The following is a 14,732-nucleotide window of genomic DNA, read 5'->3' as shown; positions in this document are numbered from 1 at the left end:
AAGGAATGTTGCAGGATTGAAATATATGACCGGCGCATCGAAATGGTTTTAGATGCGCTTCTTTTGGGTTCATGGATTGCGCAAACGTGAGCAGATTGCTGATCGTCGATGACGACGGGGAAATTCTGTCCTTGCTGAAGAAATTCTTCGTTCAGCACGGTTATCAGGTCGATGTCGCCGCCCATGGCGAGGCCATGTGGGCGGCCATTGCGCAGGCGCGACCGGACACGATCATCCTCGACCTGATGCTGCCCGGCGAGGGTGGCCTGAGCCTGTGCCAGAAGGTCCGGGCGCAGATGGGCATCCCGATCATCATGCTCACGGCCATGGCCGAGTTGAGCGACCGCATTGTCGGCCTTGAACTGGGCGCCGACGACTACCTGACCAAACCCTTCGCCCCGCAGGAACTGCTGGCCCGGGTGCGCGCCCTGCAACGGCGGGTCGGTGAGAGCACGCCGTCCGGCGCCGAGCCTTCACGGCCGGTCATGGCCTTCGCCGGTTGGCATCTGGACATCACCTGCCGTGAACTGCGCTCGCCGGAGGGCGTGATGATTCCGATGTCCGCCGGCGAATTCGACCTGCTGCTGGTATTGCTCGAACATCCGCAACGCATCCTGACCCGCGAACAACTGATCGACCTGACCCACGGTCAGGGCCACGACGCCTATGACCGCAGCATCGACGTGCAGATCAGTCGGCTGCGACGCAAGATCGAACCGGACAGCAAACGTCCGGACCTGATCCGCACGGTGCGTAACGGCGGCTACATGTTCACTGCCAAGGTCAGCCGCTCATGATCGGCCGGATGCTGCGGCGCGACACCCTCAGCCGGCGGATTGCCCTGACAATCGTCGCGGCCATGCTCGCGTCGCTGCTGCTCAATGCGCTGTTCGTTCAGGTCGCGGGGATCTGGGCCCGGCCGCCGATCGAGCGCACCGGGCTGCTGGAACAGATCGCTGCCACCACGCGCGTGATCGAGGCAGCGCCGGCGGCTCTGCGCCCGCAACTGGCCAGTGCCGCCAGCAGCCCGATGCTTGAAGTGCTGTGGAAACCCCGTCGAGCCGACTTCGGTCTGCCGGGGGACGGCGAACAGGTCGAGGCCGGAAAAGTGCCGGCGCTGCGGCAGTTGCTCGGCGATGACCGGCAGATCGACGTGTTCAACCCCGACGACTGGCCCGCCGGCAGCCCTCGCGCGCATTACATGGCACTGGTGCGGCTGGCCGATGACAGCTGGCTGTCGTTCACGCCGCCGGAGCGCAGTTGGGGCTTGAGCCTGAACGTGCGGATTGCCGTGATCGTTGCCCTGGGACTGGTCGCCACGCTGCTGGTCGCCTGGCTGGCCACACGACAACTGGCCCAGCCGTTACAGCGCTTTGCCCATGCGGCGCGGCGTTTCGGCGGGGACCTGAAAGCGCCGCCGATCCACCTCGAAGGCCCGCACGAGATCCGTCAGGCCATCGTCGCGTTCAATACGATGCAGGCGCAGATCCAGCATTTCATCGGCGAGCGCACCCACATGCTGGCGGCCATCTCCCACGACTTGCGCGCCCCGCTGACCCGAATGCGCCTGCGCAGCGAGTTCATGGAAGACCTCGACCATCAGGGCAAACTGATCCGCGACATCGAGGAAATGCAATCGATGATCAACGCCGCTCTGGCGTTCTTCCGGGAAGACACCCACCTGGAGCAATCCACCGCGTTCGATCTGTCGGAGTTGCTGCAAACCATCGTCGATGACTACCGCGATCAGCACCTCGACATCGGTTTCACCGGCCCGGCGCATGTGGTGTACGACGGCCGGCCGCTGGGTATCAAGCGGGTCATCGTCAATCTGCTGGATAACGCGGTGAAATACGGACAGCGACCCAGTGTGGCGCTGAGCTGCGATGACACGTCGATTCGCATCGAGGTCATTGACGAGGGGCCGGGAATTCCCGAGGACGCGCTGGAGCGGGTGTTCGATCCGTTCTTCCGTCTCGAGACCTCGCGCAACCGCGACACCGGCGGGGTCGGGCTCGGTCTTTCGGCGGCACGGGGAATCATTCGTGAACAGGGTGGCGAACTCAGTTTGCGTAACCGCCGCAGCGGCGGCTTGCGCGCACGCGTTGAGTTGCCGCACCGCTGAGGCCTATTCGTCGCCGGGCGCCAGCAATAGATTCGGCGCCAGCCGCTGATAGCCGTCCTGAGCCAGGCGCATGTCGAGCAGCAGACTGCCCAGATCTGCCGACAGCGCCTCGCCCTCCCCGTCGTTTTCCAGATACAGCAACTTCAGGTAGCTGTTGCAGCCCGGACAGACTTCGGCGCGCAGCGGCGCCTGATTGGCGGCGTGGCGATCATCCTCAAGGCTCAGGTATTCAAGCCCTTTGCTCTGCTCGCAATACACGCACTTGACCCGCACCACATGCCATTCGCAGGCGCATAGCGAACACACCAGATACCGCAGGCCGTTGTGTTTGCCGCGATGGCGGATCACCCCGGCCATGGCCGGCGAGCCACAGGCCGGGCACTGGCTGAGGCTGTCGCCGGGCGTCAGTTGCAGGTTCGGAGCGCTGAGCAGCCAGTGACTCCACGCCGCTTGCAGCGCCGCCCCGAGAAACGGCACCAGCGCCGCCGGCACCAGCGAATACTGGCCGCTGACCAGCGCCACGGCCCACGCGCGTAACTGGCCGGGACTGGCGATGCGCAGCGTGGTCACGGCCTCGCCCACCGCCGGTTGCTCAGGGGCGACATAACGCTGGAGCAAGGCCTCGAAATACAGCTGCCAGGTGTCCTCGCGAATCAAGGTTTCGGCAGCAAACGGTGGCATGCCGTGTTGCCGGCAGACTTCCAGCCGCTGTTCATCAAGCGGCGCGGTCGAGGGCGGATCATCGAGGATTTGCTGCTGGACCCGGCACAAACCGGCAATCAAGCGCAGGTAATCGGCCAGCGGATGCCCTTCGGCCAAACGTTCCAGACGCTGGGCCCGCAGCGTGAACAGGTTGTGCGGCGGCAGGTGCAGAAACGGCGGCGAACTGGCCGCCGCTTCGATTTCTCCGGGTTCAAGGATGGTTGGCAACTGTCAGCCCTTTTTTGTGACCGGTCGCTCTGGCGGATCTTTGCTCTCCACCTCGCGATACCAGAGTGCATGGTGTTTCCTGGCCCAGGCGCGGCTGACCCAGCCGTGCATCATTGCGTTCACCGAGCCCTTGATCCAGATCCCGGCATAGATGTGAACGATGATGCTCAGGATCAGCACAAACCCCGCCAGTGCGTGCAACAACATCGCCCAGCGGATGGTGGTGATGCCGAAGTAATGACTGAAATACGCGCGCCAGATCACCAGCCCCGTGAACAGCAATCCGAGCATGCACAGCAGTAAAGTCCAGAACAGCAGCTTTTGCCCGGCGTTATATTTGCCCACCGCCGGCACGGTCTCTTCGTCGTTGACCAGCACCCGGTCGATGCGCCGCAGCCATTTCCAGTCGTTGTCGATGAAAAAGTTCGAGCGCCAGAAGCGAAACACCAGCCCCAGGAAGAACACAAACATCAGCACGCCCATGAAAGGGTGCAGGATTCGCGTCCACGGCCCGCCGCCGAACAGATTGGTCAGCCAGAACATCGACGGATGGAACAGTGCCAACCCCGACAGGCCGGCCATGAAGAACAGAATCGCCACCAGCCAGTGGTTGGTGCGCTGGTTGGCGGTGTAGCGCAGGATCGTCTTGTTGCTCATGGCCGGCCCTCCCCGCGTGGGTCGAAGGTGTGCACTGCCGGATCGACGACGTGCACCGAGGTGTCGGGCGGATCTGGATGTTCATCTTCCTCGACCCGGTTCGGGCCGATCCGCACGTAATGGAAGAACCCGGCCAGCACCGCCGCGCCCATGGCCAGCAGACCCAACGGCTTGCTGATGCCTTTCCACAAACCCACCAGCGGACTGATCTCGGGGTTGTCCGGCAGGCCGGCGTAGATTTTCGGGGTGTCGGCGTGGTGCAGCACGTACATGACGTGGGTGCCGCCGACGCCTTGCGGGTCATACAGGCCGGCGTTGTCGAAGCCACGGCTTTTCAGGTCGACGATGCGTTCGGCGGCATGGGTTTTCATGTCGTCCTTGGTGCCGAACACGATGGCTCCGGTCGGGCAGGTTTTTACGCAGGCCGGTTCCAGACCCACCGCCACCCGGTCCGAACAGAGCGTGCATTTGTAGGCCTTGTGGTCCTTCTGCGAAATGCGCGGGATGTTGAACGGGCAGCCGGTGATGCAATAACCGCAGCCGATGCAGTGGTCCTGATCGAAATCGACGATGCCGTTGGCGTGCTTGATGATCGCGCCAGGGCTGGGGCACGCCGCCAGGCATCCGGGTTCGGCGCAGTGCATGCAGCCGTCCTTGCGGATCAGCCATTCGAGGTTGCCGGCGTCGGTTTCGTGCTCGGTGAAGCGCATCAGCGTCCATGAATCGGCGCTCAGATCCTGCGGATTGTCGTAGGTGCCGTGGTTGTGGCCGACCTCGTCGCGCAGCTCGTTCCATTCCGAGCATGCGACCTGGCAGGCCTTGCAGCCGATGCACTTGGTGGTGTCGATCAGCTTGGCCACCTGTTCCTGGCCGCGTATCGAAGGCGCCGGGGTCGTGGTGGCCGAGCGGGCAATGATGTCTTGGCTGGCCATCTAAAGATTCTCCATCAGAGCTTCTCCACGTTGACCAGGAATGACTTGGATTCCGGGGTCTGTGTATTGCCATCGCCGAGGAACGGCACCAGGGTGTTGGTCAGGTAACCGTGGCGCGTCAGGCCGGTGAAACCCCAGTGCAGCGGAATGCCGATCTGGTGCACCACCTGGTTGTTGACCTGCAACGGCCGGATCCTTTTGGTCACCACCGCCACCGCTTCAATGAACCCGCGCTTGCTGCTCACGCGCACCCGATCGCCAGCGGCGATGCCCTTCTCTTTTGCCAGCACTTCGCCGATTTCCACGAACTGCTCGGGTTGAGCAATCGCGTTCAACTTGCAGTGCTTGCTCCAGAAGTGGAAATGCTCGGTCAGCCGGTAGCTGGTGGCGGCGTACGGGTAATCCTTGGCCACGCCGAGGCTGTCCCACACCGAATCGAAGATCCGTGCCGCCGGGTTGCTGGTGGCTTTCTTGTTGTCCGGGTGCAGCGGGTTGATGCCGATCGGCGTTTCGAACGGCTCGTAGTGCTCGGGGAATGGTCCTTCGTTCATCTTGTCGACGGCGAAGAACCGCGCCACGCCTTCGGGGTTCATGATGAACGGGTTCATCCCGGCTTCCGGCGGCACGTCAGCCTTGTAGTCCGGCACGTCGGTGCCGCCCCACGTCTTGCCGTTCCACCAGACCAGGCGTTTTTTCGGATCCCACGGCTTGCCGGCGACGTCCGCAGAGGCGCGGTTGTACAGAATCCGCCGGTTGGCCGGCCAGGCCCACGCCCAGCCTTGATGCTGATGCATGCCGTATGGGTCGTTGTTGTCGCGGCGGGCCATCTGGTTGCCGGCTTCGGTCCAGCTGCCGCAGAAAATCCAGCAGCCGGACGCAGTGCTGCCGTCATCCTTGAGCTGGGCGAACCCGGCCAGTTGCGAATTACCCTTGATCACCGCGCCCGTGGCGTCGGTGAAGTCAGTGGTGGCGTAACCGTTGACCTCTTTGGCGATCTCTTCCGGCGAGGGCTCTTCGGCGATCTTGTACGGCCACGACAGCTTCAACAGCGGATCGGCGAATTTGCCGCCCTCGGCCTGATAACGCTCTCGCAGGCGCAGGAACAGCGCGCTCATGATCTGCACGTCGGTGCGCGCCTCGCCCGGGCCGTCGGCACCTTTCCAGTGCCATTGCAGCCAGCGGCTGCTGTTGACCAGCGAGCCGTCCTCTTCGGCAAAACACGTCGTTGGCAGGCGTATGACTTCGGTCTGGATGTCGGCGCTCTTCACATCGTTGAACGGCCCGACGTGTTCCCAGAACTGCGAGGTTTCGGTGGCCAGCGGGTCCATCACCACCAGCCATTTCAGTTTGGCCAGCGCCGCCATCACCCGGTTCTTGTCCGGCAACGCGGCAATCGGGTTGAAGCCCTGGCACATGTAGCCGTTGACCTTGCCCTGCCCCATCAGATCGAACACCTTGAGGATGTCGTAGTTGGGGATGTCGAGTTTCGGCAAGTAGTGGTAGGCCCACTGGTTCTCGGCGGTGGCATTGGCGCCATACCAGGCTTTCATCAGGCTGACGTGGAACTTGCTGTAGTTCTGCCAGTAGGACAATTGCCCCGGCCGCAATGGAACTTGCGTGCGTTTATGGATGAAGGCCGCGTAATCCTGCTCGGCGTCGGTCGGCAAGGTCAGGTAACCCGGCAGCGCGTTGGACAGCAGACCAAGGTCGGTCAGGCCCTGAATGTTCGAGTGCCCGCGCAAGGCGTTGACCCCGCCGCCCGGCATGCCGACGTTGCCCAGCAACAGTTGCACCATCGCTGCGCTGCGGATGATCTGCGAGCCGATCGAGTGCTGGGTCCAGCCCAGCGCATAGAGAATGGTCATGGTCTTGCCCGGTGCCGAGCAAGTGGCGATTTCCTCCCAGATCTTTTTCATCGCATCGACCGGCATGCCGCAGATCTGGCTCGCCAGGTCGATGTTGTAGCGGCTGTAATGCTGCTTCATCAGTTGATAGACGCAGCGCGGGTCCTGCAGGGTCGGGTCGACTTTCACGAAGCCGTCCTCGCCCAACTCGTAACCCCAGGTGGATTTGTCGGTGTAGCTGCGCTTGGCCGCGTCGTAACCGGTGAACAGTCCGTCCTCGAAGCCGAATCCGGCTCTGACGATGAACGATACGTCGGTGTAGTTGCGCACGTATTCGTGCTGGATCTTGTCCTCGGTCAGCAGGTAATTGATCAGCCCGCCCATGAACGCGATGTCGCTGCCGGTGCGAATCGGCGCGTAGTAATCGGCCACGGACGCGGTCCGGGTAAACCTCGGATCGACCACGATCAGCCGCGCGGCATTGTGCGCCTTGGCTTCGGTCACCCATTTGAAGCCGCAAGGGTGGGCTTCTGCTGCGTTGCCGCCCATCACCAGGATCAGATTCGCGTTGGCGATATCGGTCCAGGTGTTGGTCATGGCTCCACGGCCGTACGTCGGGGCAAGACTTGCCACCGTCGGGCCGTGTCAGACACGCGCCTGGTTATCGAACCCCAGCATGCCGAGACTGCGAACCACCTTGTGGGTGATGTAACCCGCTTCGTTGGACGCTGCCGACGCCGCGAGGAATCCTGTAGTCAGCCAGCGATTGACTGTCTGGCCCTGGGCGTTCTGCTCGACGAAATTGGCGTCGCGGTCGGCCTTCATCAGGTCGGCGACGCGGTCGAGGGCTTCGTCCCAGGTGATCCGGGTCCATTCGCTGCTGCCGGGCTTGCGCACCTGCGGGTACTGCAAGCGGCCGGGGCTGTGAATGAAGTCCAAAAGGCCCGCGCCTTTCGGGCACAGGGTGCCGCGGTTGACCGGGTGGTCGGCGTCGCCCTCGATATGGATGATGTTTTGCGCAACGTTCTTCGCCGCATCGCCCTGGCTGTACATGATCAAGCCGCAACCGACCGAGCAGTACGGGCAGGTATTGCGGGTTTCATGGGTGTGGGCAAGCTTGAAGTGGCGCACCTGCTCGGCGAAGGCCTGCGTCGGGGCCATGCCCAACGCGCCCAGGCTAGAGCCTGCAAGGCCGATACCGGCGACCTTGAAGAACTGACGACGGCTGAGATCCATCGTGCACTCCTGATCAGGTGGAACCCGGTACTGGTGCCGGGTTTGTTCTGGACAATCACGGTTGCGGCACACGAGTGCCGACTTTTTCACTGTAGACAAAGCCTCTGCCGCCTGTGTGAAAACCGACCGTCGGCCGTTTGTCGGAGCATCACCTCCCACAGGTTTTGTGTGCTCCTTCAAGGGCATGGGCTTATCATGGCGGGCACGACCCATCTCCGCTTCAGAGACCGCGCATGACTTTCGATTTTGATCAGGTATTCGACCGCCACGACACCGGCAGCACCAAGTGGAGCCGCTACCCGGCCGACGTGTTGCCAATGTGGGTCGCTGACATGGATTTCGCCGCCCCGCCGGTGGTCATTGAGGCGCTGCACCAACGCCTGCTGCACCCATTGGTGGGCTACAGCGTGGCCCAGGACAATCTGCGCCAGGCCATCGTCGCCGACCTCTGGAACAAGTTCGCCTGGCGGGTCAAACCGCAGGAGCTGATCTTCCTGCCGGGTGTGGAGTCGGGTTTCAACATGGCGCTCAAGGCGCTGGTGCAACCGCAGCAGAATGTCGTGGTGCAAACCCCGAATTATCCGCCGCTGCGCCATGCACCGGGTCATTGGGGCCTGAACAAGGTCGAACTGGAATTCAACGCCCAGGCCGACGGCAGCTACGCCACCCCGCTGGACGCACTGCGTGAATCCCTGAAAGGTGGCGGCGCCCTGCTCCTGAGCAACCCGCACAACCCGATCGGCAAGGTCTTTGGCCGTGAAGAACTGCAAGCCGTGGCGGACATCTGCGTGGCGCAGGACGCCTGGATCATCTCCGACGAAATCCACGCCGAGCTGTGCTACGACGGCCGCGTGCACATTCCGACTGCGTCCCTGAGCCCGGAAATATCCCGCCGCACCATCACCCTGATGTCGGCGAGCAAGGCCTACAACATCGCCGGCCTCAAGACTTCGTTCATGATCATCCAGGACGCGGCCCTGCGCGAGCGCGTCAACCACGCCCGCTGCGGCATGGTCGACAGCGTCAACCCGCTGGGCATGGAAGCCACCCGCGTGGCCTACAGCGAAGCCGGTCCGTGGCTTGAGGCGCTGAAGCAGTACCTACAAGCCAACCGTGACTGGCTGGTGGACGCGGTGCGCAGCCGCTTGCCCGGCGTGACCCTCAATGTGCCGCAAGGCACGTATCTGGCCTGGCTCGATTGCTCGGCGCTGGATCTGGACGACCCGCAGAAGTTCTTCCTGGACCACGCTCGTGTCGGCCTCAGCCCGGGTCTGGACTTTGGCGACCACAGCCAGCAATTCGTGCGCCTGAACTTCGGTTGCCCGCGTTCGATGCTGGAAGAAGGCATTGCCCGGATGGAGCGAGCCCTCAAGTCCCGGTAATCACGTCAGGGCAAACCCAAGCGTCAATCCGATCGAACTCAGCGCAAACGGGCCGGGTCAACCGGCCTACTTGCCATGAGACCCGGAGATTGACGATGACCGACTATCCAAAACCCCCGTTCCCGAAACAGGCGCAACCGGTTCCCGGTTCGCAGCGCAAAATGGAGCCGTATCCTGATTGCGGCGAACAGAGCTACACCGGCTCCGGTCGGCTGGCCGGCAAGATTGCCTTGATCACCGGTGCCGACAGTGGCATCGGCCGTGCTGTGGCCATTGCCTTCGCCCGCGAAGGTGCCGATGTAGCGGTCGCCTATTTAAATGAACACGAAGACGCCAGGGAAACCGCGCGCTGGGTAGAACAAGCCGGCCGCCAGTGCCTGTTGCTGCCTGGTGACATTGCCCAGAAAGCCCAATGCCAGGCGTTGGTGGATCAAACCGTCGAGCGCTTCGGCCGAATCGACGTGCTGGTCAACAACGCGGCCTTCCAGATGACCCATGAAACCTTCGAGGAGATTCCTGACGATGAATGGGTGATGACCTTCGACGTCAACATCACCGCGATCTTCCGCCTGTGTCAGGCCGCCATCAAACACATGGGACCTGGCTCCTCCATCATCAACACCAGTTCGATCAACTCGGACATGCCCAAGCCCACCCTGCTCGCCTACGCCACCACCAAAGGCGCCATCGCCAATTTCACCGGTGGTCTGGCGCAAATGCTCGGCCCGAGGGAAATCCGCGTGAATTGCGTGGCACCGGGGCCGATCTGGACGCCGCTGATTGTCTCGACCATGCCCGATGAGGAAGTGCAGCATTTTGGCGAGCAAACCCCACTCGGGCGTCCCGGCCAGCCAGTGGAGGTCGCGCCGATCTACGTGCTGCTGGCATCGGATGAGGCCAGCTACATCACCGGCCAGCGCTATGGCGTGACCGGCGGCAAACCGATGCTCTGAACCGCTTGCCAGAAAAAGTGAACCGCTGGACACGGCGACCTCTCCATACCTTCATGGCCCGTTCGGGTTGCAAGAGATCAGGAGGTCGTCATGTCTGCGCCTATTATCAAACTCTTCACCCAGCCGAACTTCGCCTGGACCGACATCCGTCGCGAAGAAGAGGCCCACCCGCGTCATTACCTGACCCATCTGCTATTGCTGGCCCTTGTCCCGGCGGTGTGCCTGTTCATCGGCACCACCTATGTCGGCTGGAGCCTGGCAGTCGGTGAATCCGTGAGGCTCAGCAGTGCCAGTGCGTTGCAGCTGAGCATCTTGCTCTACATCACTATTGTCGTCGGCGTGGCGATCATCGGCGGTTTCATCCGCTGGATGTCGCGCACCTTCGATGCGCGGCCGACGCTCAACCAGTGCATCGGTTTCGCGGCATACACCGTAACCCCGTTTTTCATCGCCGGTCTCGCCGGCCTGTATCCCAGCCGCTGGCTGGCGGTGCTGGTGCTCGGCGCAGCGTCGATCTATTCGACGTTTCTGCTGTTCGTCGGCCTGCCGACTTTCATGCACGAGCGCAAGGAACAGGGTTTGCTGTATTCGGCCAGTGTCTGGGGTGTCGCGCTGCTGGTGCTGGTGACGTTGTTGGTGTCGATGATCCTGCTGTGGTTCAACGTGCTGACGCCGGAATACCTGCGCACGACTGCGGGTTAGGCCGGTTATGTCGGGGCGGCATCGAACTGACCTTACGGGCCGCGCGTCATGAGCTTCATCATCTGGGTGGCGGTGCTCGGTGCCGTGCTGCTGACCCTGGCGCTGACGTCGTCCTATCTTCGCTGGATGCCGGTGACGACTTCCGCTGTCTGTTTGCTGCTGGGGGTTGGCATCGGGCCGTCCGGGCTCGATCTGCTGAAACTGCCGCTGGACGAAGCCTCTTTGTGGATGGAGCACCTGACCGAAGTCGCGGTGCTGTTTTCCCTGTTCGTCTGCGGTTTGAAGTTACGTTTGCCATTGCGCGACAAACGCTGGCGGATTGCATTCGGTCTGGCAGGTCCGGTGATGGTGCTGACGATCATTGGCGTCTGCCTGTTGCTGCATTTTGGCCTGAACCTGAATTGGGGCCCTTCGCTGTTGATCGGCGCGATTCTGGCTCCGACCGACCCGGTGCTCGCGGCGCTGGTGCAGGTTAACGATGCGCGGGACGTCGACAGCGTGCGTTTCGGCCTGTCCGGCGAGGCCGGGCTCAACGACGGCGTTGCATTTCCCTTCGTGATCCTCGGGCTGTTGCTGCTGCACGGTGAAGGGTTTGCCGCCGAGTGGCCCGACTGGGTACTGCGCAGCCTTTTGTGGGCGGTTCCGGCCGGGTTGCTTTGCGGCTACTGGATGGGCCGTGGCATTGGTCGACTGACCCTCTCGCTGCGTATCCGCAACGATGACAGCACCCTGAGCCCGAACGACTATCTGGCCCTGGCGTTGATTGCGCTGGCGTACGTCGTGGCTGAATCCATTGGTGGCTACGGCTTTCTGTCGGTATTCGCCGCCGGCCTCGGCTTGCGACAGGAGGAAGTCAAATCCACCGGCGCCCACCAACCACCCGCCGAGCATATGGTGCAACCGATTGTCGGTCATCAGAACGTCGAGCCGCAGCAGGCGGTGCACGGCGATACCGAGCGGCTGGAAGACAGTCAGGTGGCGGCCGGGATCATGATGGGCGACATGCTCGCGTTCGGCGGTTTGGTGGAACGGGCGATGGAGGTGTTTCTGGTCACGCTTCTGGGGGTAGTGCTGGTCAGTCACTGGGATTGGCGGGCGCTGCTGGTCGGCGGGGTATTGTTCTGTGTCATTCGCCCGGCCTGCGTAGCGTTGATGCCGTGGGGATCGCTGTTGGCCAAGCGCCAACGGTTATTGATCGGCTGGTTCGGCATTCGCGGCATCGGCAGTCTGTACTATCTCTTCTATGCGCTGAACCATGGGTTGGGCGACAGCGTGGCCACGCTGTGTACCGACCTGACCCTGTCGGTGGTGGCGCTGAGCATTCTGCTGCACGGCGTCAGCACCCAGCCGATCCTCGCCAGCTATGAGCGGCGCAAGAACAGAAACGGGCGAAAAAAGCCCGGCCATGATGACCGGGCTCGATAGCGGGGTGTCATTTATCCTCCCGGATTGGTCACCTGAATATAGAAGGCATAGCTGCCGAGCAACATCCAGAATGTGGCGAAAATCCACGGCGTACGAATGGAAAACAGCAATGACTTGCGATACCCCTTGTGGCTCGACTCCATTTCGCTGAATAACGGCGATTCGTCATAAGCCAGGCCCATCAGCGGTTCGCTGCGCAGCAGTTCACTCTGCTTGAAGTGCCAATGATCAATGATGTCGTAGGCGGCGCGAATCCCCGGCCAGGCGTTGAGCGAACTGAGCAGTCCGAGTAACGCCAGAAACGGCGGCACCACCAGGGTGAACAGCTTGCCCCATTCCGGGTTGAGGTTGGCCATGCAGGACGCAAAGGCAATCACCAGAAACGATTGTGCCGCCAGGTACGCGTCGGTGCGGTTGGCCAGGATGCTGGTTTCGTACTGGATTTCCCGACGGTAGAAATCCAGTCGCTCCTTGGGCGAACCGAACATCTTCGCGTTGTGTTCGGTCTGGGTTTCTTCGGCGGTCGGTTGGGTCAGTATGCGAGGCACGGTACGAACGCTCCGAAAGGCAAAGCGTTTGGAGCCGCCTCGTCGCGGACAAGTTCAGCCGGATTCAGTCCCGGTTCGTTTCATCGTCTGGGCAATAATCGTTACAAGATTCATCTGATTGAACGGTTTCGACAGCCGTGGCAACCCCGCTGCGAAGCCTTCGAGGCGTTCGGCAAAGCCGGTGGCGAGAATGATCGGCAGATCCGGCTTGAGCAAACGCACGGCATGAGCCAGTTGCGCGCCGCTCATATGCGGCATGGCCATGTCGGTGATCATCAGGTCGATGACCTCTCCCTGGTCAAACAGCTCGAGCGCGTGGGTACCAGAGGCGGCGCTGATCACCCGATGGCCAAGGTCTTCCAGCAGCAGGACGGTGCTGGTACGCACCAGACTGTCATCATCCACCACCAGCACGCTGAGGCGCGGCACTGTAACGGTGGACACCATCGTGCCGGACGATTGGGTCGCGACTCCGTCGATGGCGACCGGTAACCAGAGCTCAGCAGTGGTGCCCTGCCCCTTGATACTTTTCAGAATGAACCGGCCGCCCAGTTGTTCGATGAAGCCATGGACCATCGACAATCCCAGGCCGGTGCCCTTGCCCAAACCCTTGGTGGTGAAAAACGGATCGGTTGCCGACGCCAGCGTATCAGCGTCCATGCCTTCCCCGGTATCGGTCACCCGCAGACAGACATAACGCCCGGCCGCGAGCGTCGAATCGTTTTGTTCGATGACCACTTCAGGTTCCGCGCTGATGGTGACGCTGCCGCCCTCGGGCATGGCGTCGCGGGCGTTGGTGGCGAGGTTGAGCACCGCCAGTTCGAGCTGATTGCTGTCGGCCAGCACCGCTTGCAGGTCTTCGGGAAACTGCGTTTCGATGCGGATCCCGGGCCCGAGTGAGCTGCGCAACAACCCGGTGATGCCCTGCACCAGTTTCGGGATATCGATCGGTTCGGTCTTGAGCTCCTGCCGCCGGGCAAAGGCCAGCATGCGTTGGGTCAGCGATACGCCGCGCAATGCTCCCTGCGTGGCGTTTTCCAGCAGGCGGCTGACTTTCGGGTCGTCGCCCATACGTTTGCGCACGATTTCCAGGTTGCCGAGGATCACCGTCAGCAAGTTGTTGAAGTCGTGGGCGATACCTCCGCTCAACTGACCGATGGCCTGCATTTTCTGCGCCTGGAACAGCGCTTCACGGGTTTTCTCCAGTGCCTGTTGCGCCTCGGTGGCTTCGGTCACGTCCCTGGTGATCTTGGCGAAACCCAGCAAGGTGCCGGTCTCGCCACGGATCGCATCGACCACCACATGCGCCAGAAACCGCGTACCGTCCTTGCGCAGACGCCAGCTCTTGTTTTCGAAACGGCCCTCGCGCGCAGCAGTTTCCAGAGCGCGCTGGGGTTCGCCGATCTCACGATCTTCAGGGGTGTAGAACATCGAAAAGTGCTGGCCGATGACCTCTTCCGGCCTGTAGCCCTTGATCCGCTGCGCACCAGGGTTCCAGTTGGACACGCGGCCGTCCGGGCTGAGCATGTAGATCGCGTAGTCGCTGACGCCCTGCACCAGCAGGCGAAACTGCTGTTCGCTCTGTTTGAGGGTTTCTTCGGCCATCTTGCGGTCGGTCAGGTCGCGGGTGATCTTGGCAAACCCGAGCAGTTGCCCGCTCGGGCTGAAAATTGGATCGATCACCACGTGGCACCAGAAATGCGTGCCATCCTTGCGTACCCGCCAGCCCTCACCCTCGAACCGGCCTTCGCGGATCGCCGTGTCCAGCGCCCGCTGCGGCATACCGTTGGCGCGATCTTCGTCGGTGTAGAACCTTGAAAAGTGCTCGCCAAGGATCTCGGCTTCTTCGTAACCCTTGAAGCGTTTGGCGCCGGAGTTCCAGCTGGTGATGATGCCTTCGGGGTCGATCATGTAGATCGCGTAATCGACCACCGCATCGATCAGCAAACGAAAACGCATGTCTTCGATTGCAGCGGACTTCTTGTTATCGCTCATCAG

Annotated in this window: 12 protein-coding genes; 6 read left to right on the top strand and 6 right to left on the bottom strand. The window is 62.1% G+C overall.

Features of this window, described 5'->3' with window-relative positions; genetic code table 11:
• Positions 1 to 71: 71 nt before the first annotated feature.
• Together BMZ46_RS18020 and BMZ46_RS18015 are read left to right on the top strand one after the other, a co-directional pair.
• Positions 72 to 797 carry a response regulator gene (locus tag BMZ46_RS18020; protein WP_074690605.1) on the top strand — a complete coding sequence of 242 codons (726 nt, stop codon included), beginning with the start codon at positions 72 to 74 and terminating at the stop codon, positions 795 to 797.
• Positions 794 to 2,125, top strand: a complete 1,332-nt coding sequence (locus tag BMZ46_RS18015) for an ATP-binding protein (protein WP_074690606.1) — start codon at positions 794 to 796, stop codon at positions 2,123 to 2,125. The genes BMZ46_RS18020 and BMZ46_RS18015 overlap by 4 nt, the downstream gene beginning before the upstream one ends.
• Positions 2,126 to 2,128: 3 nt before the next feature.
• Here BMZ46_RS18015 and fdhE read toward each other — a convergent pair whose 3' ends face one another.
• From fdhE to fdnG, 4 genes are read right to left on the bottom strand one after another with little or no spacing between them, the layout of a single operon-like run.
• On the bottom strand, positions 2,129 to 3,055 hold the full coding sequence (gene fdhE / locus BMZ46_RS18010; RefSeq protein ID WP_074690607.1) for a formate dehydrogenase accessory protein FdhE: 927 nt from the start codon (positions 3,053 to 3,055) through the stop codon (positions 2,129 to 2,131).
• Between the two features lie 3 nt (positions 3,056 to 3,058).
• Complete coding sequence (locus BMZ46_RS18005; protein ID WP_074690608.1) at positions 3,059 to 3,712, bottom strand: formate dehydrogenase subunit gamma; 654 nt, start codon at positions 3,710 to 3,712, stop codon at positions 3,059 to 3,061.
• Complete coding sequence (gene fdxH / locus BMZ46_RS18000; protein ID WP_011334112.1) at positions 3,709 to 4,644, bottom strand: formate dehydrogenase subunit beta; 936 nt, start codon at positions 4,642 to 4,644, stop codon at positions 3,709 to 3,711. The genes BMZ46_RS18005 and fdxH overlap by 4 nt, the downstream gene beginning before the upstream one ends.
• A 14-nt stretch (positions 4,645 to 4,658) precedes the next feature.
• Positions 4,659 to 7,724 (bottom strand): formate dehydrogenase-N subunit alpha, encoded by a 3,066-nt coding sequence (gene fdnG / locus BMZ46_RS17995; RefSeq protein WP_139184872.1) that lies wholly within the window; start codon positions 7,722 to 7,724, stop codon positions 4,659 to 4,661.
• Positions 7,725 to 7,957: 233 nt separating this feature from the next.
• On the opposite strand from fdnG, the gene BMZ46_RS17985 reads away from it, so the two are divergent.
• The 4 genes from BMZ46_RS17985 to BMZ46_RS17970 all read left to right on the top strand — a co-directional run bounded on the left by BMZ46_RS17985 (position 7,958) and on the right by BMZ46_RS17970 (position 12,186).
• Positions 7,958 to 9,106, top strand: coding sequence for a MalY/PatB family protein (locus tag BMZ46_RS17985; RefSeq protein ID WP_039768358.1), 1,149 nt, complete (start codon positions 7,958 to 7,960; stop codon positions 9,104 to 9,106).
• Between the two features lie 95 nt (positions 9,107 to 9,201).
• Entirely contained in the window at positions 9,202 to 10,059 is an 858-nt protein-coding gene (locus tag BMZ46_RS17980) for a glucose 1-dehydrogenase (RefSeq protein WP_074690610.1), read from the top strand.
• A gap of 90 nt (positions 10,060 to 10,149) precedes the next feature.
• Positions 10,150 to 10,761: a Yip1 family protein gene (locus BMZ46_RS17975; RefSeq protein WP_074690611.1), complete on the top strand. Its 612-nt coding sequence runs from the start codon at positions 10,150 to 10,152 to the stop codon at positions 10,759 to 10,761.
• Positions 10,762 to 10,809: 48 nt separating this feature from the next.
• Positions 10,810 to 12,186 carry a cation:proton antiporter gene (locus BMZ46_RS17970; RefSeq protein ID WP_074690612.1) on the top strand — a complete coding sequence of 459 codons (1,377 nt, stop codon included), beginning with the start codon at positions 10,810 to 10,812 and terminating at the stop codon, positions 12,184 to 12,186.
• Between the two features lie 11 nt (positions 12,187 to 12,197).
• Here the strand turns inward: BMZ46_RS17970 and BMZ46_RS17965 are convergent, their stop codons facing one another.
• Both BMZ46_RS17965 and BMZ46_RS17960 read right to left on the bottom strand, forming a co-directional pair.
• Positions 12,198 to 12,734 (bottom strand): hypothetical protein, encoded by a 537-nt coding sequence (locus tag BMZ46_RS17965; RefSeq protein ID WP_074690613.1) that lies wholly within the window; start codon positions 12,732 to 12,734, stop codon positions 12,198 to 12,200.
• 54 nt (positions 12,735 to 12,788) lie between these two features.
• A complete protein-coding gene (locus BMZ46_RS17960) occupies positions 12,789 to 14,729 on the bottom strand; it encodes a hybrid sensor histidine kinase/response regulator (RefSeq protein ID WP_074690614.1) in 1,941 nt (646 codons plus the stop codon).
• Positions 14,730 to 14,732 lie beyond the last annotated feature (3 nt).

This window comes from Pseudomonas sp. NFIX49, from assembly GCF_900115915.1.
Taxonomy (GTDB): Bacteria; Pseudomonadota; Gammaproteobacteria; order Pseudomonadales; family Pseudomonadaceae; genus Aquipseudomonas; species Aquipseudomonas pharyngis.
This window is presented reverse-complemented; position numbering and strand designations above follow the sequence as displayed.

What these genes read in the sequence shown, in the direction of transcription:
- BMZ46_RS17970 (WP_074690612.1), top strand. Translation starts at nt 10,810, where the DNA reads ATGAGCTTCATCATCTGGGTGGCGGTGCTCGGTGCCGTGCTGCTGACC.
- BMZ46_RS17985 (WP_039768358.1), top strand. Translation starts at nt 7,958, where the DNA reads ATGACTTTCGATTTTGATCAGGTATTCGACCGCCACGACACCGGCAGC.
- BMZ46_RS18005 (WP_074690608.1), bottom strand. Translation starts at nt 3,712, where the DNA reads ATGAGCAACAAGACGATCCTGCGCTACACCGCCAACCAGCGCACCAAC.
- fdxH (WP_011334112.1), bottom strand. Translation starts at nt 4,644, where the DNA reads ATGGCCAGCCAAGACATCATTGCCCGCTCGGCCACCACGACCCCGGCG.
- BMZ46_RS17975 (WP_074690611.1), top strand. Translation starts at nt 10,150, where the DNA reads ATGTCTGCGCCTATTATCAAACTCTTCACCCAGCCGAACTTCGCCTGG.
- BMZ46_RS17960 (WP_074690614.1), bottom strand. Translation starts at nt 14,729, where the DNA reads ATGAGCGATAACAAGAAGTCCGCTGCAATCGAAGACATGCGTTTTCGT.
- BMZ46_RS18020 (WP_074690605.1), top strand. Translation starts at nt 72, where the DNA reads ATGGATTGCGCAAACGTGAGCAGATTGCTGATCGTCGATGACGACGGG.
- BMZ46_RS18015 (WP_074690606.1), top strand. Translation starts at nt 794, where the DNA reads ATGATCGGCCGGATGCTGCGGCGCGACACCCTCAGCCGGCGGATTGCC.
- BMZ46_RS17980 (WP_074690610.1), top strand. Translation starts at nt 9,202, where the DNA reads ATGACCGACTATCCAAAACCCCCGTTCCCGAAACAGGCGCAACCGGTT.